The organism is Streptomyces boninensis (assembly GCF_048572725.1).
GTDB lineage: Bacteria > Actinomycetota > Actinomycetes > Streptomycetales > Streptomycetaceae > Streptomyces > Streptomyces boninensis.
In genome coordinates this window covers 2,988,540-3,007,208 of the sequence record NZ_CP183837.1, presented here as the reverse complement: position 1 = coordinate 3,007,208, position 18,669 = coordinate 2,988,540, and the positions used below count along the sequence as shown (strand labels likewise).

Here is an 18,669-nt window from a genome sequence, read left to right as displayed (position 1 = left end):
CAGGCTGCTCAGCCCTTCATCTTCTTCAGCGTCGCCTCCGTCGCCTCGCGCAGCATCCGCTCGACGGTGTCGGCGTCCGGGGTGCTGTCGTCGTCGCCCGAGGTCAGCGGCGTCCAGCTCATCTGGTAGGACATCCAGCCCTGTCGCACCGCCAGGTAGACCGCGCCGTTCTGGGAGGAGTCCTTGGGCTTCACCAGGTACGCGTCGTCGCCGAGCCCGCTGACCTTCTCCACCTGGTAGCTGGTGTCGCCGTTGCTGCGCTGCTCGTAGCTCTCGTACGTGCCGCGGAAGTTCTCGGCCGGGTCGGTCTTCTTGTACAGCCACATCTCCATGGCGACGCTGGCCTCCGCCGTGCCCTCGGAGCCCTGCGGGGAGTTCCAGCACCACATGGCGTCCACGGCCCGGTGCGTCGAGGACTGGTCCTCGGAGTTGCCCAGGTCGTTGTACTCGCTGCGGAAGGCCGAGAAGTCGGTCTTGGCGCAGGGATCCTTCTGGTACGTGTAGCCGCGCAGGTCCGGCTTCGCCGCCTCGTCCTTGTCGCCCCCGAGCGGCCCCGCGAAGACCAGCCCGGCCCAGACGGCGGAGGCGACCACGGCCCCGGCGAGCCCGCCCCACAGCCACCCGAGCCCCTTTCCCCCGCCGCCGCCTCCCGGCCCGACGGCCGGCACCGGTGGCGTGGGGTAACCAGGGGCCGGCTGACCCGGCTGCTGCCCCGGCTGACCCGCCTGACCTGGGATGTAGCCCTGCTGCCCGTAACCCTGCTGCCCGTACCCACCCTGCTGATAGCCCGGCTGCTGATACGGATTCGGCTGCTGCTCGCCCCCGGATTGCCACATGTCCGGGAGCGTACTCCTCCGCCAGGAACGGCTGTCAGCCCGCAGTGAGCTTCGCCGCCCAGGCCTCCCAGGCGGGCTGTTCGCGGTCGCGGGCTGCCGCGCCGTCCGGGCCGTAGAAGGCACCCCGGGCGACAACCATTCTGGTGTCGCCCCACTCCGCGGTGGCGAGCTCGAAGATGCCGGCGGCGGGCTCCGTGGCGCGGATGGTGACGGTCTTGCCGTCCACCGCCTCTACCGTGCCGCGCACACGCGGTGCCGTCGAGGCGCTCTCGACATCCTGGCCGGGCCGGACGCCCGCGAGGCCGGCGGCCGCGAGGACGTCGGGCATGGGCGCACCCTCGGGCAGTTGGTGCATGACCTGCAGGGTCGTGACCGGCAGGCCCGCGAAGTGGGTGAGGTAGATCCGCAGGTTGCGAAGGGCGGCGGTCCAGCCCTCGAGCGTGCCGTCGATGTCCTCGTGCCAGTCGTCGCCGCCGGCGAGGAAGCCCGAGGACAGCCGCACCACGCAGGTGTCGCCCGAGACGGCCTCGACGAGGATCTCGGTGTTCCAGGGCGGGACGGGGGTGTCGGGCCCCTGCCAGTCCGGCTCGTCGTAGCCGAGCCGGTGCGGCGGCTCCCAGGCGGTGACGACACCCTCCGAGGCGCCGAATTCCCCGTGGTACGTGACGAAGCGCCCGCCTTCCCGCGGTTCGACCTCGGCGGGCACGAACCAGGCCTCGATGCCGGGACCGGTCGCGATGACCTCCCAGACCTCCTCCGGAGTGCCGGGAACCTCGACCTCGCACACGGCGCGGTAGCGGCCGTCCTCGTCGTCGAGATGGCTGTGAACGTCCGTCATGGCTGCTGCTCCTCTGCGGAGGGAAGGGGGTAGGCGCCGACGACGAGACGGTGGACGCGACCGCCCGGTGTCCCCTCGTCGTGATAGCGGGCGACGACGCCGGTCACCGCCGCGGCGAGATCCCGGGCGAAGTCCGCACGCGCGGCCGGTGACGCCAGGGCCACGTCGGCCTGGATCGCGAAGGTCTCGGCGGCCTTGCCGGTCCGCCGCGAGCGGGCGAGCAGGGCGCCGAGGTGCCGGACTGTCTGGGCGGCGAGCGCTAGGAGGAACGCGGCCGAGAGGCGGTCCGGGCGCTCGGTCGGCGCCGGTGGCGGTGCCGAAGGCCCGAGGGCCTCGGGCGAGATCACGTACGCCTTGGCCGTCGCGATCACGAGGCGTTCCGTTATCCCGCCCCACTGCCGTTCGCCGGCGCCGACGACCAGCCCGTGATTTTCGAGCTGCCGCAGGTGGTACGTGACCCGCTGCCGGGGCAGCCCGAGCTTGCGGGCGAGGCCGCTCGCGGAGTGGGGTTCGCGCAGGTGGGCCAGGAGCTGGGAGCGCACCGGGTCGAGGGCGACGATCGCTGCGTCCGAAGCGCTGATGACATCCACGGGGGTCGGTTCCACAGCGCCAGAGTGCCTTTGACAAATTTTTTTGTCAAAGGGTGGGCATACGAAGACGGGCCCCGACCCGGCTCCTGGGGAAGGAGCGAGGCCGGGGCCCGACTACAACAGGCTTTGCTGTGCGCCGACCGCACCCGCGTGGCGAACGCAGATCGTGTGCGGCGGCATGATGCAGGCTCCGGAGCGGAGAGAGGGGCCGCTTGGCCCGGAAAACCGGCGAATAAAGGGCTTCTCAGCCCTTCAGCGAGCTGACCCGCTTGGCGAGCGCCGACTTCTTGTTGGCGGCGGCGTTCTTGTGCAGCACACCCTTGCTGACGGCCTTGTCGAGCTTGCGGCCGGCGGCGCGCTGCGCCTTCTCGGCAGCCTCGGCGTTGCCCGCCTCGACGGCCTCACGGGTCTGACGGATCGCGGTACGAAGCTCAGACTTGACGGCCTTGTTGCGCAGGCGCGCCTTCTCGTTCGTCTTGATCCGCTTCATCTGGGACTTGATGTTCGCCACGAAATTAAGCCTCTGCTGTAGATCAGTGTTCTTTACCCAGTACCAGGGCATACCAGGGCCCAGGCACAGTGGACCAGGTTATCAGCAGGCGCGAGGCCCTCCCAAACCGCGCCGACTCCGTCGCGCATGGGACGATGGGGACGGCAAAGCCAGAGTCAAACACAGCCAGCCGCCGACCCCGACAAGCCCGACAGGATCCTAGGTGCCCGCGACCCCTGCCAATGTGCCCGAGCCGAGCCGTACCGACCCGGCCGTGATTCGCAATTTCTGCATCATCGCGCACATCGACCATGGCAAGTCCACGCTTGCCGACCGCATGCTCCAGATCACCGGCGTCGTCGAGCAGCGCCAGATGCGTGCGCAGTACCTCGACCGCATGGACATCGAGCGCGAGCGCGGGATCACGATCAAGTCCCAGGCGGTCCGGCTGCCCTGGGCGCCCACGGAGGGTGACGGGTCGGACACGACCCACATCCTCAACATGATCGACACCCCGGGCCACGTCGACTTCACGTACGAGGTCTCCCGCTCCCTCGCCGCCTGCGAGGGCTGCATCCTCCTCGTGGACGCGGCCCAGGGCATCGAGGCCCAGACCCTCGCCAACCTCTACCTGGCGATGGAGAACGACCTCACGATCATCCCGGTGCTCAACAAGATCGACCTGCCGGCCGCGCAGCCGGAGAAGTTCGCCGCCGAGCTCGCCGGGCTCATCGGCTGCGACCCCTCCGATGTGCTGAAGGTCTCGGCGAAGACCGGCGAGGGCGTGGAGGCGCTCCTCGACCAGGTGGTACGGGACGTCCCGGCCCCGGTCGGCGTCAAGGACGCCCCAGCCCGCGCGATGATCTTCGACTCGGTCTACGACTCGTACCGCGGCGTGGTCACGTATGTGAAGGTCGTCGACGGTCAGCTCAACAAGCGCGAGCGGATCAAGATGATGTCGACGGGCGCCCAGCACGAGCTGCTGGAGATCGGCACGAACTCGCCGGAGATGACCCCGGCCGACGGCCTCTCCGTCGGCGAGGTGGGCTATCTCATCACCGGCGTGAAGGACGTCCGCCAGTCCAAGGTCGGCGACACGATCACGCAGTACACCAAGGGCGCCACCGAGCCGCTCGGCGGCTACAAGGACCCGAAGCCGATGGTCTTCTCCGGCCTGTATCCGCTGGACGGCTCCGACTACCCGCTGCTGCGCGACGCCCTCGACAAGCTGCAGCTCAACGACGCCGCCCTGGTCTACGAGCCGGAGACCTCCGCGGCCCTCGGCTTCGGCTTCCGCGTCGGCTTCCTCGGCCTGCTGCACCTCGAGGTGATCCGCGAGCGCCTGGAGCGCGAATTCGGCCTCGACCTCATCGCCACCGCCCCCAACGTGATCTACCGCGTGATCATGGAGGACGGCGAAGAGCACGAGGTCACGAACCCGAGCGAATTCCCGACCGGCAAGATCGACACGGTCCACGAGCCGGTCGTACGGGCCACCATCCTCGCCCCCAGTGAGTTCATCGGCTCGATCATGGAGCTCTGCCAGAACCGCCGCGGCTCGCTGCTCGGCATGGACTACCTCTCCGAGGACCGCGTCGAGATCCGCTACACGCTGCCGCTCGCCGAGGTCGTCTTCGACTTCTTCGACCAGTTGAAGTCCAAGACCCGCGGCTACGCCTCCCTCGACTACGAGCCCACCGGCGAGCAGACCGCCGACCTGGTCAAGGTCGACATCCTGCTCCACGGCGACAAGGTCGACGCCTTCTCCGCGATCACCCACAAGGACAAGGCGTACGCATACGGCGTCCGGCTCGTCGCCAAGCTGCGCGAGCTGATCCCGCGGCAGAGCTTCGAGGTGCCGGTGCAGGCCGCCATCGGCGCCCGCGTCATCGCCCGCGAGACCATCCGCGCCATCCGCAAGGACGTCCTCGCCAAGTGCTACGGCGGCGACATCTCCCGTAAGCGGAAGCTGCTGGAGAAGCAGAAGGAGGGCAAGAAGCGGATGAAGATGGTCGGCAGCGTCGAGGTGCCGCAGGAGGCCTTTATCGCGGTGCTGTCGTCCGACGACGGGGACAGTGGCGGCAAGGGGAAGAAGTAGTCACTGGTTCAGCACGTTGATGTTGACCTCGTGGTGGTTGAGGAAGTTCTGCAAGAAATTGCCCACCACGGGGGAGCCGGCGGGCTGCGCGGCGGGAGCCGGCTGGGCGGGTGCCGGGTCCTGTCGCGCGGTGGCGGCCGCGTCCTTCGGCTCGGGCGCGCAGGCCTGGGCCGAGCCCGCGGACAGGCCCGCCATGGCGATTCCCGCGCTGGTCAGGAGGGCTGCGCTGAGGATCCGCTTGCCAGTAGCCATCGAGTCGTCCCTTTCGTGAAGTTTTGAGCTCTTCACGAGGCTAAAGGGGGAGTCAGTGGCAAGTTTCGTTTAGCTGCCCATTGCCACCCGGCCGGACGATTTGTAACTTCGTAGCTCCGAGCAGCGGATACGAGCGTGACGACCCCCCTTACGCTCCACCCCCGAAGGGCTCTAATCTGCTGGTTACTCGTGAGTTAGTTACCCAGCAGTGCAAAGAGGCAGGGCCGGAGGAAGCAGCGTGACCGACATCGAGACCAACCTCGAGAACCGACCGCCGTCTGTGGCGCACCTTCTTCTTGAGAGAGTGGCTGCGACCCCGGACGCGGTCGCGTACCGCTACCCCGTGCCCGCCGCCTCCGGCGAGGGCCCCGACGAGTGGCGGCCGCTGACCTGGACGGACGCCGCGACCCGGGTCTTCAACATCGCCGCCGGGCTGATCGAGCTCGGCCTGCTGCCGGAGCAGCGGGTGGCGCTCGCCGCCGAGACCAGCGCCGACTGGATCCTCTCGGACCTCGGCATCATGTGCGCGGGCGGCGCCAACACCACCGTCTACCCCTCCACCAACGCCAGTGAGACGCAGTTCATACTCGCCGACTCGGGCAGCCGGGTGCTGATCGCGGAGGACGGCGTACAGCTGGCCAAGGTGGTCGAGAAGCAGACCGAGCTGCCGGAGCTCACCCACGTCATCGTGCTCGCGGAGGCCGAGGCCGTGCTGCCGGCCGGGGAGATCGCGCCCTTCCAGGTGCTCTCGCTCGCCGAGCTGGAGCGGCGCGGGGCCGCGTACCTGGAGAAGAACCCGGACGTGGTCAAGGAGCGCATCGCCGGGCTGCAGCCCGAGCAGCTCGCCACGCTGATCTACACCTCCGGCACCACCGGCCGCCCCAAGGGTGTGCGGCTCTCGCACGACACGTGGTCGTACATGGCGTACGGCATCGAGGCGACGCGGCTGGTGGAGCCGCACGACGACCAGTTCCTGTGGCTGCCGCTGGCGCACGTCTTCGGCAAGGTGCTCACCGCCGGGCACATCAAGGTCGGGCATGTGATGAGCGTCGACGGCCGGGTCGACAAGATCATCGAGAATCTGCCGGTGGTGCAGCCGACCAAGATGTGCGCCGTGCCTCGGATCTTCGAGAAGGTTTACAACGGCGTCGCCGCCAAGGCGAAGGCCGGCGGCGGCGCCAAGTACAAGATCTTCCAGTGGGCGGCCGGCGTCGCCCGCGACTACGCCAAGACCACCCAGGCCAACTACATCAAGACCGGCAAGCGCAGCGCCCCCATGGGCCTGTCGATGAAGCACGCCGTCGCCGACAAGCTGGTCTACAGCAAGCTCCGCGACGCCTTCGGCGGCCGCATCGTCGGCACGGTCTCCGGCTCCGCGGCGCTGGCCCCGGAGATCGGCTTCTTCTTCGCCGGCGCCGGCATCCCGATCCTGGAGGGCTACGGGCTGACCGAGTCGGCCGCGGCGTCCTTTGTCAACCGCGAGGAGTCGTTCCGTACCGGCTCGGTCGGCAAGCCGCTGCCGGGCTGCGAGGTCCGTATTGCCGAGGACGGCGAGATCCTGCTGCGCGGGCCCGGCATCATGCAGGGCTACCACGGGCTGCCGGAGCAGACCGCCGAGGTGCTGGAGGCGGACGGCTGGTTCCACACCGGGGACATCGGCGAGCTCTCCGAGGACGGGTTCCTGCGGATCACCGACCGTAAGAAGGACCTGATCAAGACGTCCGGCGGCAAGTACATCGCGCCGACGGAGGTCGAGGGCCAGTTCAAGGCGATCTGCCCGTACGTGGGGTCCGTGCTGGTCATCGGGGCCAACCGGAACTTCTGCACGGCGCTCGTGTCGCTGGACGAGCCGGCGCTGCTCGGCTGGGCCAAGGAGGCCGGGCTCGAGGGCAAGTCGTACGAGGAGCTGGTGCAGTCGCCGCAGGCGGCGGAGCTCATCGACGGGTATGTGAAGGAGCTGAATCAGGGCCTGCAGCGGTGGCAGACGATCAAGCAGTTCCGCATCCTGCCGCGCGACCTGGACGTTGAGCACGGCGAACTCACGCCGAGCCTGAAGCTCAAGCGCCCGGTCGTCGAGAAGCGCTTCGGGGACCTGATCGAGGACATGTACGCGGGGTCGCGCGAAGCGTAGCGACTTCGGCGGGCTTCTTGGATTTTTCCCGCCCATCCGCCCGTTGCTGCCGCGGCAGCAACGGGCGGATGGGCGGGTTCAGCTAGTCGCCGTAGCGATACTGCAGCTCCCTGATGCTCTCCTCCAGCGAAGCCACCCGCCCCGCCAGGTCAGGCGCGTCCGGGGCATCCCCCGTCGTCAGCTGGCGCTCCACCGCCGCCAGGCGGTCGGCTACCTCCGTCAGCTGGGCGCGGTCGCGGTCCAGGAGCTGCTGCAGCTGGCGGTTCTTGCGGTGCAGCTCCAGGAAGACGCTGACCTTCGCGCGGAGCATCCACGGGTCGAAGGGCTTCTGCAGGAAGTCCGCGGCGCCCGTGGCATAGCCGCGGAAGGCGAAGCCCGAATCGCCGTCATTGCCCGTGAGGAAGATGATCGGGACGTCCTTGGTCTGGTCGAGGCGCTTGATGTTCGCGGCGGTCTCGAAGCCGTCCATGCCCGGCATCAGCACGTCGAGGAGGACGACGGCGAAGGGCTGCCGCAGCAGCGCCTTCATGGCCTCCTCGCCGGAGCGGGCGCGCACCAGCGGCTCGCCGAGCGCGCTGAGGATCGCTTCGAGGGCGGCGAGATTGTCCTCCATGTCGTCGACCAGGAGGATGCTGGCGCGGTCGGTGTCCGTGGTGGTGGCAGTTGGATTCACGGCAGTCAGTCCTGGGTCGGGGTGGGTCTGCCGGCCGGGTCCCTGCGGTCGGCCCCGGCGAGCAGGCGCAGGGCGACGGTGAGCAGGCGGTCGACATCCACGGGCTTGGGCACATAGTCGGAGGCGCCCGAGGCCAGGGCGTCCTCCCGGTCGCCCGGCATGGCCTTGGCGGTCAGGGCGACGATGGGCAGGCCGGCGTGGAGCGGCATCGCCCGTATCCGCCGGATGGTCTCGTAGCCGTCCAGCTCCGGCATCATGATGTCCATCAGGATCAGTGAGACGTCGGGGTTGCGCTCCAGCACCTCGATCCCCTCGCGGCCGTTCTCCGCGTACACGACGGACATGCCGACCCGGCCGAGGACGTGGGTGAGGGCGAAGACATTGCGGATGTCGTCGTCGATGATCAGCACCTGCAGGCCGGTGAGCTCGTTCGTCGCGCGCACCCGCAGATCCGGGTCGGGCGTCGCGGCCTGCCATTCCGGCTCCGGTACGGGGGCCAGCTCCGGCGTCGCCTCCGGTTCGGCGGCGCCCGGCACCTGCACGGGGATGCGCAGCGTGAAGGTCGAGCCGCGGCCCGGCTCGCTGGTGGCGGTGATGCTGCCGCCGAGCAGCCCGGCGATCTCCCGGCTGATGGACAGGCCGAGGCCGGTCCCGCCGTATTTGCGGCTGGTGGTGCCGTCCGCCTGCTGGAACGCCTCGAAGATGCCCGGGAGTTTGTCCGCGGCAATGCCGATGCCGGTGTCGGAGACCATGAAGTCCAGCAGGTCGGCGCCGTCCTGGCCGTCCACGACGGCGCGCTGCACGCGCAGCACGATGCGCCCTGACGGGGTGAACTTCACCGCATTGGAGAGCAGATTGCGCAGCACCTGCTGCAGCCGCCGCGGGTCGGTGACCAGCTGCTTCGGCACGTCCTCCGCGACGGCGACGTCGAAGGCGAGGCCGCGGTCGAGCGTGAGCGGGCGGAACGCGTCGTGGACGAAGTCGAGCACCTTCACCAGCGGCAGCGCCCGGGGGCGTACGTCCATCCGGCCGGCCTCGATCTTCGACAGGTCGAGGATGTCGCTGATCAGGGTCAGCAGGTCGGTGCCAGAGCGGTTGATGGTTTCTGCGAACTGGACCTCCTGCTCGCTCAGATTGCCGTCGGTATTGTCCGCGAGCAGCCGGGCGAGGATGAGCAGCGAGTTGAGCGGGGTGCGCAGCTCGTGCGACATATTCGCCAGGAACTCCGACTTGTACTGCGAGGCGGCCGCCAGCTGCGCGGCCTTGACCTCCAGTTCGTCGTTGGAGCGGCGCAGCTCGGCCTGCTGGCCCTGCAGCTCGTCGGAGCGCATCCGCAGCTCCTTCGTCAGCCGCTGCGACTCGCTGAGCAGGGACTCCGTGCGGGAGTTGGCGAGGATGGTGTTGATGGCGACGCCGATGGTGTTGCCGAACTGGTCGAAGAACGCCAGGTGGACGTCGCTGAACCGGCCGAAGGTCGCCAGCTCGATGACGCCGAGCACCCGCTGCTCGAACATCACCGGCAGGATCACCACCGACGCCGGGCGGGCCTCGCCGAGCCCGGAGCTGATGGTGATGTAGTCGGCCGGCACATCCTCTACGAGGATGCGCTCCTGCTGCGCGGCCACCTGCTGGACCAGGCCGCCGCCGGTCTGCCGCCCGCCCAGCGCGATGCTGCCGCGGTCGGTCGCGTACCCGGCGATGAAGTGCACTGAATCCGGGCTGCCGCTGCCGCCGCCGTTGGTCGCCTCCCCGGCCAGATAGAAGGCGCCGAACTGGGCGTTCACCAGTGGGGTGAGCTCGCGCAGGATCAGGTCGGCGACCTCGACCAGGTCGCGGTGGCCCTGCATCAGGGCGGCGAGGCGGGCGAGGTTGGACTCCAGCCAGTCCTTGGCGCGGGTGGTCTCGCGGAGCGTGGAGACCATGATGTTGACGTCTTCCTTCAGCTCCGCCACCTCGCCGCGGGCCTCTACGTCGATGGCGCGGGTCAGGTCGCCGTCCGCGACCGCGGAGGCCACCTCGGCGATGGCGCGGACCTGGGTGGTGAGGTTGGCCGCCAGGTCGTTGACGCTGGCGGTGAGGGACTTCCACGTACCGGAGACGCCCTCGACGCGGGCCTGGCCGCCCAGCTGGCCTTCGGTGCCGACCTCGCGGGCGACGCGGGTGACTTCGGCGGCGAAGGCGGACAGCTGGTCCACCATCGTATTGATCGTGGTCTTCAGCTCCAGGATCTCGCCGCGCGCGGTCACGTCGATCCGCTTGGAGAGATCTCCCGCGGCTACGGCGATGGACACCTGGGCGATGTTGCGTACTTGGCCGGTGAGGTTGTCGGCCATGAAGTTGACGCTTTCGGTGAGGTCTTTCCAGACCCCGGAGGCGCCGATTACCTGGGCCCGGCCGCCCAGCTGGCCTTCGGTGCCGACCTCGCGGGCAACGCGGGTGACTTCGGCGGCGAAGGCGGACAGCTGGTCCACCATCGTATTGACCGTGGTCTTCAGCTCCAGGATCTCGCCCTTGGCGGCGACGCCGATCTTCTGGCTCAGGTCGCCCTGGGCCACGGCCGTGGTGACCTGGGCGATGTTGCGTACTTGGCCGGTGAGGTTGTCGGCCATGAAGTTGACGTTCTCGGTGAGGTCTTTCCAGACCCCGGAGGCGCCGATTACCTGGGCCCGGCCGCCCAGCTGGCCTTCGGTGCCGACCTCGCGGGCAACGCGGGTGACTTCGGCGGCGAAGGCGGACAGCTGGTCCACCATCGTGTTGACCGTCAGCTTCAGCTCCAGCAGCTCGCCGGCCGCCTGCACCGTCACCTTGCGGTTCAGGTCGCCCTGCGCCACCGCCGTGGTCACCACCGCGATGTCGCGGATCTGCGCGGTCAGCCCGGCCGCCATGTTGTTCACGGCCTCGGTGGTCTCCCGCCAGCTGCCCTGCAGCCCCTGCACCTTGGCGCGGACGCCGAGCCGGCCGGAGGTGCTGACCTCCTCCGTCATCCGGCTCACCTCGCCGGTGAACCTGGACAGCTGGTCGACGCAACGATTCACCGCCTGCCCCAGCCTGCGGGTGTCCCCGCGCAGCTGCCGGGTGCCGTCGTGCAGCGCCATCCGCTGCTGCAGATCCCCCGCGGCGACCGCGTCCAGCACTCGCGTGGCGCTGGAAACCGGCACCGTAAGGGCGTCCAGAAGCGCATTGCCGGCGTGCACATTGGTCGTCCACGCCCCCCGCCCCGGGCTCTCCGACAGCCGCTCGTCGAAGCGCCCGTGCCGCACCACTTCGCGCCGCACCCGGTCGAGCTCCTGCGCGAAGTGCCGGTTACGGTCCGCGACCCGGGCCACGGCGGCGGCCAGCTCAGCGGCCATGCCGTCGTGCGCGCCCATGGGGCGCGCGGCGAAGTCGCCGTCCGCCAGCGCCGTCAGCGCGGCGAGCAGCGGCCGCAGCTCTGCCGTACGCACCCAGCCCCCGTCGGCGAACGCGCCATCTTCCGGAGCGTTGTCCACGGAGTGACGCGGGGCGCCCAGTGCCGGATTACCACCCATGTACCCCACCACTTACGTAACTTCCTGCGTATGGGCGGACTCAGTCTGTCACTCTTTCCGTGTGGGATCCGGTGCTATGCCGGAACTGGTCAGGGAGTGCACAGTGGGTTCCTTCTCAGCGGCGCAATCGGCGTCCGAAGGGGCAGTGGGGGAAGGCTCTCGCGTGGGTTCGAAGGCGAAGCGCGCGGAGGCGTCCATCAGCCTGCCCGGCGACGCGCTCGCGGCCGCGGCCGCCCGCAGGTTCGTCCGTACAGCCCTCGATCAGTGGGCGACCGGACGGGGCCTCGCGGACGCCGGGCTGACCGAGCGGGTGGCCGCCGATGCGGTGTTACTGGTGAGCGAGCTGGTGACGAATGCCGTGGTGCATGCCGGCACGGACGTCGGCCTGCACTGCCGCGCGGAGCCGGCGCCCAGCGCCGGGCCCGACTCGGCCAAGGGCGGCTGCCACCTGATCGTCGAGGTCACCGACCGGCATGCGGCCCGCCCGGTGGGCGGCGCCGCCCCCGACCCGGACGACTACGGCGGCCTCGGCGACGTCGACGACGGCTCGCTCGGGCGCACCGGGCGCGGGCTGCGGCTGGTCGCCGAGCTCGCCGAGTCCTGGGGCGTGACGTACCGGCGGGTGAGCAAGACCGTCTGGTTCCGGCTCGTACTCGACGGCTCGGAGGCGGACGACTGCCTGGAGCAGATGCCCGCGCCGGCCTCGATCGTGCCGCGGTCCCGCGGCGCCGCGGAGGACCGCGGTGACATGCGGTGGACCGGGCACAGCGCGTTCTCGTTCCTGGCGGAGACCTCCGACATCCTCGCCGGGCAGTTCGACGAGGAGATGGTGGCCTCGCTCGCCACCCAGCTGCTGGTGCCGCGGCTCGCCGACTGGAGCGCCGTGTGGCTGCGCAGCGAGACCGCGGGCGGCGGCGCCGGGCGGGCCCGGCTCGCCCAGGTGTGGCACACGAAGGAAAGCCGCATCGAGCCGCTCCGCCGCGCCCTTGAGAAGGACCCGCCGGTGCTGCCGGAGTCGCTTCGGGCCGGCGCGGTCCCGTGGAAGTGGCCGGGCGGCCCGGCGGCGTACGGACCCGGGGGCGCCACACTCGCCTGCCGGCTGGTGGCGGGCGGCCGCGAGGTCGGGCTGCTGCTGCTCGGCCGCGGCGGCCTCCTCGGCATCCCCGGCGAAGTCGCTGGCGTGGTCGAGGACTTCGCCCGCCGCGTCGCGCACGCGGTGCTCGCCGCCCGGCAATACACCCGACAGGCGACGATCAGCCAGGTGCTGCAGCGCGGCCTGCTGCCCAGCGGCATCTCCCGGCCGCCGAACCTGGAGACCGCGATCGTCTACGAGCCGACCGAAGGCGCGTGGGCCGGCGGCGACTTCTACGACATCTTCCCGGCGGGCGAGAGCCGCTGGTGGTTCGCGCTCGGCGACGTCTGCGGCAAGGGGCCGGAGGCCGCGGTCGTCACCGGGCTCGCCCGCCCTGTGCTGCGGCTGCTGGCGCGCGAGGGGCACGGAGTCGGGGAGGTCCTCGGAAAGCTGAACCGCACCCTGGCCGAGGAGACGGCCGCCGCCGTCGAGGCGGCTGCGGCCGCGGTGTCGGCGGCCGGGGTGCCGGTGGCCGGGACCGGTGGCGGCGGCAAGTTCCTGTCGATGCTGTGCGGGCAGCTGGTGCCGTATCCGGAGGAGGAGGGCGGCGGCGTGCGATGCACTCTGGCGAGTGCGGGGCATCCGCTGCCGCTCATACTGCGGCCGGACGGCTCCGTGCAGGCCGCGGCCAAACCGCAGATGCTGCTCGGGGTGATGGAGGACGTGGAGTACGCGTGCGAGTCCTTCGACCTCGCGCCGGGGGACACGCTGCTGTGTGTCACGGACGGGGTGACGGAGCGGCGGAGCGGGCGTCGTCTCTTCGACGACGGCGACGGTCTTTCGGCGGTGCTGGCGACGTGCGCGGGACTTACCGCGGCGGGAGTCGCCGAGCGGGTGCGGCGTGCGGTGGACGAGTTCGCGGCGTCGCCGCCGGAGGACGATCTGGCGATGCTGGTGCTGCAGGCGAGGTAGGGCTGGGGCGTCAGAGGCGGCGTGGCAGCGGGACGCGCATCAGGTCCGCTGCCACCGTCAGCTCGCCCTCGTAGCCCGCCGCCCTCGCCTCCGCCTCGAAGGCCGAAGGGTCGCCGTAGCGCTGGGAGAAGTGGGTCAGGACCAGGTGGCGGGTCTTGGACTCGGCGGCCACCTGGGCTGCCTGGTGGGCGGTCAGGTGGCCGTACTCCTCCGCCAGAGCCGTCTCGCCCGCCAGGAACGTCGACTCGATGACCAGCATGTCCGCCGACGCCGCCAGGTCGTAGACCGCATCGCACAGCGCCGTGTCCATCACGAAGGCGAAGCTCTGGCCCGGGCGGGGCTCGCTGACCTCCTCCAGGCGGACGCCGCGCAGCTCGCCCGCCGCCTGCAGGCGGCGGACCTCCGGGCCCGCGATGCCGGCCGCGGCCATGCGGTCGGGGAGCATGCGGCGGGTGTCCGGTTCCTGGAGCCGGTAGCCGTACGACTCGACCGGGTGCCGCAGCCGCCGCGCGGTCAGGGCGTACGCGTCCGTCTCCGCCGCCACCGCCGCCGCACCGGACAGCGGCCGTTCGGCGATCTTCGCGGTCTCGCGGTACGCCGTCGCGTACCGGAGGCGGTCGAAATAGTGCTGGCCCGAGGCCGGATAGTGGGCCGCGACCTCGTGCGGCACCGCGTCGAGGTTGATCCGCTGGATCACCCCGGCGAGGCCGAGGGAGTGGTCGCCGTGGAAGTGGGTGATGCACACCCGGTGCAGGTCGGTGGCCGTGACCCCGGCGTGCAGCAACTGCCGCTGGGTGCCCTCGCCGGGGTCGAAGAGGATCGCCTCGGCGTCCCACCGCAGCACATAGCCGTTGTGGTTGCGGCGGCGGGTCGGGACCTGGCTGGCGGTGCCGAGGACGACGAGTTCGCGTACGGACATGCCGGTACGGGCAGGTGGTCTAGCCGGGCGGCCAGTTGAGGCCGCGGCCGCCCAGGACGTGGGCGTGGGTGTGGAAGACCGTCTGGCCGGCGCCGGAGCCGGTGTTGAAGACGATGCGGTGCGCCTCCAGCTTCTCCTCCTCGGCGACCGCGCCCGCCTCGCGCAGCAGGTCCGCGGCGAGCTGCGGCTCGGCCGCCGCGAGGGACGCGGCGTCCGGGTAATGCGCCCTGGGGATCACCAGGATGTGCGTGGGCGCCTGCGGGTTGATGTCCCGGAAGGCGATCGTCGTTTCCGTCTCGCGGACGACCGTCGCCGGCACCTCCCCGGTGACGATCTTGCAGAACAGGCAGTCCGCCTGCGGCTCCCCGGCCATGCTCCCAGGCCTCCTTAGCCCTCGATCGGCCCGCATCGGGTCGGCTCCCGGCGCATGTTACCGGTCTGGGGGCCGGATCCGGTCATCGTGCGGCCGCGGCGGCGGCCGGGTCCCAGCCCGGGCGCGGCACGGCCGCCAGCAGGGCGCGGGTGTACGGCTGCGCGGGGGCGGCGAGGACGTCGGCCGTGCGGCCCTGCTCGACGGGCCGGCCGCGGCGCATCACGACGGTGTCGTCCGTGACGTGCCGGACCACGGCCAGGTCGTGGCTGACGAAGACCAGTGCGACGCCGGTCGCCGCCCGTATCTCCGCCAGCAGCTGGAGGATCTGCGCCTGGATCGAGACGTCGAGGGCGGCGACCGCCTCGTCCAGGACCAGCACCTGCGGGTCCACGGCCAGCGCCCGGGCGATGGCCAGGCGCTGGCGCTGGCCGCCGGAGAGGCCGTGCGGGCGGGCGTCGGCCTCGCGGGCGCCGAGGCCGACCTGGTCGAGGAGCTCGGCGATCCGGTCGTCTTCGGTGCAGCCGCGGGCCTCGGGGCGACCGTGCAGGCGCAGGGCGGTGCGCAGGCACTGGCGGGCGGTGAGGCGCGGGTCCAGGGAGACGTACGGGTCCTGGAAGACCATCTGGATCTCCCGGGCCCGGGCGAGCCGGGCGGCCGCACCGCGCGCCCGGGTGGAACGGGCCTGTCCCGCCACGGCGATGGCCCCGGAGTCGGGTCGTACGAGGCCGACGAGCATGCGGGCGACGGTGGTCTTGCCGGAGCCGGACTCGCCGACGATGCCGGTCGAGCCGCCGCGGGGGACCGTGAAGGAGACGTCGTCGACGGCGGTTAGGCGGGTGCCGCCGGGGAGGGGGTAGGTCTTGCGGAGGTTTTCTACGGACAGGACGGTGTCGGTGGTGGGCTCGGTGGCGGTGGCGGTGGCGGTGGCGGGGTCTGGGCCGGTCGGTGCCGGGGGAGTGGTCACGGCAGGCTCCTTGTGGCGGAGGGCGACTTGGCGGCCGGGGCGGCTTCCGCCTCTGCGGCGGGCGTGGGCGCGGTGGGGGCGTCGCCGGGCGCGGTGGCCGTGCCGGCGGGCGGGGACAGCAGCCGGCACGCCGCCGTGCCGCCGTCGGCTAGCGGCACCGGCTCCGGCGTCCACGTACCGCAGGCGTCCTCCGCCTCAGGGCAGCGGGCGGCGAACGGGCACCCCGTATAGCCGTCCGCGAGCGACAGCGGCCGCCCGGGTATCGGGCGGATCGGGCGGTCGTCGCCGAGCTCCGGCGAGCAGGCGAGCAGGCCGCGGGTGTACGGGTGCCGGGGCCGGTCGAACAGCGCGTCCGCGGGCTGCTCTTCGACGACCGCGCCCGCGTACATCACGTACACGCGGTCGCAGTACGCCGCCGCCAGGTGCAGGTCGTGGGTGATGAACAGCATGCCGAGCTCCCGCTCCGCGCGCACCCCGCGCAGCAGCGCGAGGATCTCCGCCTGCGTGGTGACGTCGAGCGCGCTGGTGGCCTCGTCGGCGAGCAGCAGCCGCGGCTCGGCGGCGAGCGCGCCCGCGATGACGACGCGCTGCAGCATGCCGCCGGAGAGTTCGTGCGGCCGCTGCCGGATGCGGCGGTGCGGCTCCGGCAGCCCGACCGACTCCAGCAGCGCCACGGCGCGGTCGCGGGCGGTGGTGCGGTCGAGGCCCGGGGTGCGCAGGGCCAGCCGCTCGGTGAGGAAGTCGCCGATGCGGCGGACCGGGTTGAGCGCGGCGCGCGGGTCCTGGTGGATCATCGCGACCGTACGGGCCCGGTGGGCGCGCAGCTCCGCCGCGGGCAGCGCGAGCACGTCGGCGCCGTCCACCAGCACCCGGCCCGAGGTCTCGGCGCCCGCGGGCAGCATCCGCTGCACCGCCTTGGCGGTGGTCGACTTACCGGAGCCCGACTCGCCGACCAGGCCGACCACTTCGCCGGCGGCGACCCGTAGCGACACGTCGGCGAGCACCGGGCGGGCACCGCCGGGCAGCCGCAGCGTCAGGCCTTCGAGGGAAAGAAGCGACACGGGGCTACCTCCTGCTGCCGAGCCGGTCGGCGAGCCAGACGCCGACGATGTTGAAGGACACCACCACGGCCGCGATGGCCGCGCCCGGCACCAGCGCGGGCAGCAGCGCCTCCTGGACGACGGCCGCCTGCCCCTCCTGGACCATCAGCCCCCAGTCGGAGCTGGGCGGCTGGGCGCCGAAGCCGAGATAGCTGAGCGTGGCCAGGCTCATCAGCGCCTCGCCGAATAGCACCACGAGATAGCCGACGACCAGCCGCCCGAGGTTCGGCACCAGGTGGGCGACGCAGATCCGCGCCCCCGACATGCCCTGCACCCGGTACGCCTCTATGTACGGCTTGGCGCGCTCGGACATCGCGATGCTGCGGGTGTATTTGGCGACGGTCGGGGTGTACGCCAGGCCGAGCGCGAGCACCGATGTGGTCATCCCGGCGCCGAACACGGCGATGATCAGGACCACGAACAGCAGCCCGGGGAAGGCGTACATCACGTCGGTCGCCCGCGACAGCAGGGTGTCCACCCAGCCGCCGCGCCAGGCCGCGACCGTGCCGAGCGTGATGCCGAGGACGGCGGCCACGGCGAGCAGGGCCAGCGGCGCGACGAGGCTGCCGCGGGCGCCGTGCAGCACCCGGGAGAGCAGGTCCTGGCCGGAGGCGTCGGTGCCGAGCAGATGGGCGCCCGACTGGCCTGCCAGGGACTGCGACAGGTCGACCTCGTCGGGTGCGTACGGCGCCAGCAGCGGCGCGAACACCGCGGCCAGCACCACGAGTCCGAGGAACGCCCCGGCGGCGAGCACCGCCCAGGGCCGCTGGGCGCGCGGCCGGGAGGGGAAGAGGGTCCCGGCGGGGGCGGAGGCCGCCGCGGGGGCGGGCGCGGTGGTCATACGGGGCTCCTTCCGGCCTTCACGCGCGGGTCGAGCAGCGGATGGGCTAGGTCGACGGCCGTGGTCACCACGACATAGCCGGTGACCATGAGCAGCAGCACCGCCTGGGCGACCGGGAAGTCGTGGGTGTTGATGGCGTTCACCAGCAGCGAGCCGATGCCGCTCAGGCCGAAGGCGGTCTCGATGACGACCGTCCCGGCCAGCATCCCGGCCATGATCAGACCGCACATGGTGGCGATGGGGGCGAGGGCGTTGCGCAGCACGTGCCGCAGCACGATCTGCCGCTCCGGCAGCCCGCCGGCCCGCGCCGCCTCGACATGGTCGGCCTCGCCCGCCTCCACCATGGACTGGCGGGTGACGCGGCTGATGACGGCGAGGGCGCCGAGCGCCATCGACAGCGCGGGCAGGGTGAGATGGTGCAGCGTGCCCGTGAAGCCGGAGCCGCCGCCCGTCACCGGGAACCAGCCGAGGCGGACGCCGAACAGCGACACCAGCGCGATGGCGGCGACGAAGTTGGGCACCGACGCGGCGAGCGTGGTGCCGCCGACCACCGTCGAGTCCACCCAGGTGCCGCGCCGTATCGCCGCCAGCATCCCGGCGCCGACGCCGAGGACGACGAACAGCACCGTGGCATACCCGACCAGCGCGAGCGTGGTCGGCAGCCGGCTGGTGAGCAGGTCGGCGACCTGGTCGTTGTACTTGAACGAGCGGCCGAGGTCGAGGTGCAGGCAGTCCCACAGCCAGCGGCCGTACTGCACCACCAGGGGCTCGTCCAGGTGGTACTGCGCCCGCACCTCGGCGAGCCGCTCGGCGGTGAGCTTGTCGCGGCCGCCGGCGAGGAACACCGCGGGGTCGCCGGGCGCCACGTACACGGCCGCGAAGATGACGAACGAGGCGGCCAGCAGCGTCGCGAACAGCCCCGCGGCGCGCCGCCCGGCAGCGGCGAGCAGGCGGACCGGTGCAGACCCGGCGGCCACGGTTGACAGGGCGGAC

General features: G+C 71.4%; 16 protein-coding genes. 3 read left to right on the top strand and 13 right to left on the bottom strand.

All coding sequences use genetic code 11. From position 1 onward, the window contains the following. Nucleotides 1-8: 8 nt before the first annotated feature. The 4 genes from ACNNMR_RS13605 to rpsT all read right to left on the bottom strand — a co-directional run bounded on the left by ACNNMR_RS13605 (nt 9) and on the right by rpsT (nt 2,775). Entirely contained in the window at nt 9-836 is an 828-nt protein-coding gene (locus tag ACNNMR_RS13605; RefSeq protein WP_419994854.1) for a hypothetical protein, read from the bottom strand. Nucleotides 837-870: 34 nt separating this feature from the next. Continuing rightward, entirely contained in the window at nt 871-1,674 is an 804-nt protein-coding gene (locus tag ACNNMR_RS13600; protein ID WP_419994853.1) for an SRPBCC family protein, read from the bottom strand. After that, entirely contained in the window at nt 1,671-2,279 is a 609-nt protein-coding gene (locus ACNNMR_RS13595) for an ArsR/SmtB family transcription factor (protein WP_419994852.1), read from the bottom strand. The genes ACNNMR_RS13600 and ACNNMR_RS13595 overlap by 4 nt, the downstream gene beginning before the upstream one ends. 229 nt (nt 2,280-2,508) lie before the next feature. Next, a complete protein-coding gene (gene rpsT, locus ACNNMR_RS13590; RefSeq protein WP_419994851.1) occupies nt 2,509-2,775 on the bottom strand; it encodes a 30S ribosomal protein S20 in 267 nt (88 codons plus the stop codon). 202 nt (nt 2,776-2,977) lie between these two features. On the opposite strand from rpsT, the gene lepA reads away from it, so the two are divergent. Then, nucleotides 2,978-4,852: a translation elongation factor 4 gene (gene lepA / locus ACNNMR_RS13585; RefSeq protein WP_419994850.1), complete on the top strand. Its 1,875-nt coding sequence runs from the start codon at nt 2,978-2,980 to the stop codon at nt 4,850-4,852. On the opposite strand, the gene ACNNMR_RS13580 is transcribed toward lepA, so the two are convergent. Next, nucleotides 4,853-5,104: a hypothetical protein gene (locus tag ACNNMR_RS13580; protein WP_419994849.1), complete on the bottom strand. Its 252-nt coding sequence runs from the start codon at nt 5,102-5,104 to the stop codon at nt 4,853-4,855. A 238-nt stretch (nt 5,105-5,342) separates the two neighbouring features. On the opposite strand from ACNNMR_RS13580, the gene ACNNMR_RS13575 reads away from it, so the two are divergent. Then, complete coding sequence (locus ACNNMR_RS13575) at nt 5,343-7,235, top strand: AMP-dependent synthetase/ligase (RefSeq protein WP_419994848.1); 1,893 nt, start codon at nt 5,343-5,345, stop codon at nt 7,233-7,235. Nucleotides 7,236-7,317: 82 nt separating this feature from the next. Here the strand turns inward: ACNNMR_RS13575 and ACNNMR_RS13570 are convergent, their stop codons facing one another. Further along, nucleotides 7,318-7,848 (bottom strand): response regulator, encoded by a 531-nt coding sequence (locus ACNNMR_RS13570; RefSeq protein ID WP_420000354.1) that lies wholly within the window; start codon nt 7,846-7,848, stop codon nt 7,318-7,320. 65 nt (nt 7,849-7,913) lie between these two features. Then, nucleotides 7,914-11,435 carry a HAMP domain-containing protein gene (locus ACNNMR_RS13565; protein WP_419994847.1) on the bottom strand — a complete coding sequence of 1,174 codons (3,522 nt, stop codon included), beginning with the start codon at nt 11,433-11,435 and terminating at the stop codon, nt 7,914-7,916. 76 nt (nt 11,436-11,511) lie between these two features. Between ACNNMR_RS13565 and ACNNMR_RS13560 the strand changes: the two genes are divergently transcribed. Beyond that, on the top strand, nt 11,512-13,479 hold the full coding sequence (locus ACNNMR_RS13560; protein WP_420000353.1) for a SpoIIE family protein phosphatase: 1,968 nt from the start codon (nt 11,512-11,514) through the stop codon (nt 13,477-13,479). 10 nt (nt 13,480-13,489) lie between these two features. On the opposite strand, the gene ACNNMR_RS13555 is transcribed toward ACNNMR_RS13560, so the two are convergent. The 6 genes from ACNNMR_RS13555 to ACNNMR_RS13530 form a co-directional block, all read right to left on the bottom strand. Then, nucleotides 13,490-14,398: a ribonuclease Z gene (locus ACNNMR_RS13555; protein ID WP_419994846.1), complete on the bottom strand. Its 909-nt coding sequence runs from the start codon at nt 14,396-14,398 to the stop codon at nt 13,490-13,492. A gap of 19 nt (nt 14,399-14,417) precedes the next feature. Beyond that, nucleotides 14,418-14,771, bottom strand: a complete 354-nt coding sequence (locus ACNNMR_RS13550) for a histidine triad nucleotide-binding protein (protein ID WP_419994845.1) — start codon at nt 14,769-14,771, stop codon at nt 14,418-14,420. A gap of 82 nt (nt 14,772-14,853) precedes the next feature. Continuing rightward, the gene (locus tag ACNNMR_RS13545) at nt 14,854-15,654 is read right to left on the bottom strand and encodes an ABC transporter ATP-binding protein (RefSeq protein ID WP_420000352.1); all 801 of its coding nucleotides are present in this window, start codon (nt 15,652-15,654) and stop codon (nt 14,854-14,856) included. Between the two features lie 77 nt (nt 15,655-15,731). Beyond that, the gene (locus ACNNMR_RS13540; RefSeq protein WP_419994844.1) at nt 15,732-16,796 is read right to left on the bottom strand and encodes an ABC transporter ATP-binding protein; all 1,065 of its coding nucleotides are present in this window, start codon (nt 16,794-16,796) and stop codon (nt 15,732-15,734) included. A 4-nt stretch (nt 16,797-16,800) separates the two neighbouring features. Then, a complete protein-coding gene (locus ACNNMR_RS13535; protein WP_419994843.1) occupies nt 16,801-17,676 on the bottom strand; it encodes an ABC transporter permease in 876 nt (291 codons plus the stop codon). After that, the gene (locus ACNNMR_RS13530) at nt 17,673-18,626 is read right to left on the bottom strand and encodes an ABC transporter permease (protein ID WP_420000351.1); all 954 of its coding nucleotides are present in this window, start codon (nt 18,624-18,626) and stop codon (nt 17,673-17,675) included. The genes ACNNMR_RS13535 and ACNNMR_RS13530 overlap by 4 nt, the downstream gene beginning before the upstream one ends. Between the last annotated feature and the right edge of the window lie 43 nt (nt 18,627-18,669).

Coding starts and splice junctions, on each gene's coding strand:
- ACNNMR_RS13535 (WP_419994843.1), bottom strand. CDS start 17,676: ATGACCACCGCGCCCGCCCCCGCGGCGGCCTCCGCCCCCGCCGGGACC.
- ACNNMR_RS13550 (WP_419994845.1), bottom strand. CDS start 14,771: ATGGCCGGGGAGCCGCAGGCGGACTGCCTGTTCTGCAAGATCGTCACC.
- ACNNMR_RS13605 (WP_419994854.1), bottom strand. CDS start 836: ATGTGGCAATCCGGGGGCGAGCAGCAGCCGAATCCGTATCAGCAGCCG.
- ACNNMR_RS13560 (WP_420000353.1), top strand. CDS start 11,512: ATGCCGGAACTGGTCAGGGAGTGCACAGTGGGTTCCTTCTCAGCGGCG.
- ACNNMR_RS13565 (WP_419994847.1), bottom strand. CDS start 11,435: ATGGGTGGTAATCCGGCACTGGGCGCCCCGCGTCACTCCGTGGACAAC.
- ACNNMR_RS13570 (WP_420000354.1), bottom strand. CDS start 7,848: ATGGAGGACAATCTCGCCGCCCTCGAAGCGATCCTCAGCGCGCTCGGC.
- ACNNMR_RS13580 (WP_419994849.1), bottom strand. CDS start 5,104: ATGGCTACTGGCAAGCGGATCCTCAGCGCAGCCCTCCTGACCAGCGCG.
- ACNNMR_RS13555 (WP_419994846.1), bottom strand. CDS start 14,398: ATGTCCGTACGCGAACTCGTCGTCCTCGGCACCGCCAGCCAGGTCCCG.
- ACNNMR_RS13600 (WP_419994853.1), bottom strand. CDS start 1,674: ATGACGGACGTTCACAGCCATCTCGACGACGAGGACGGCCGCTACCGC.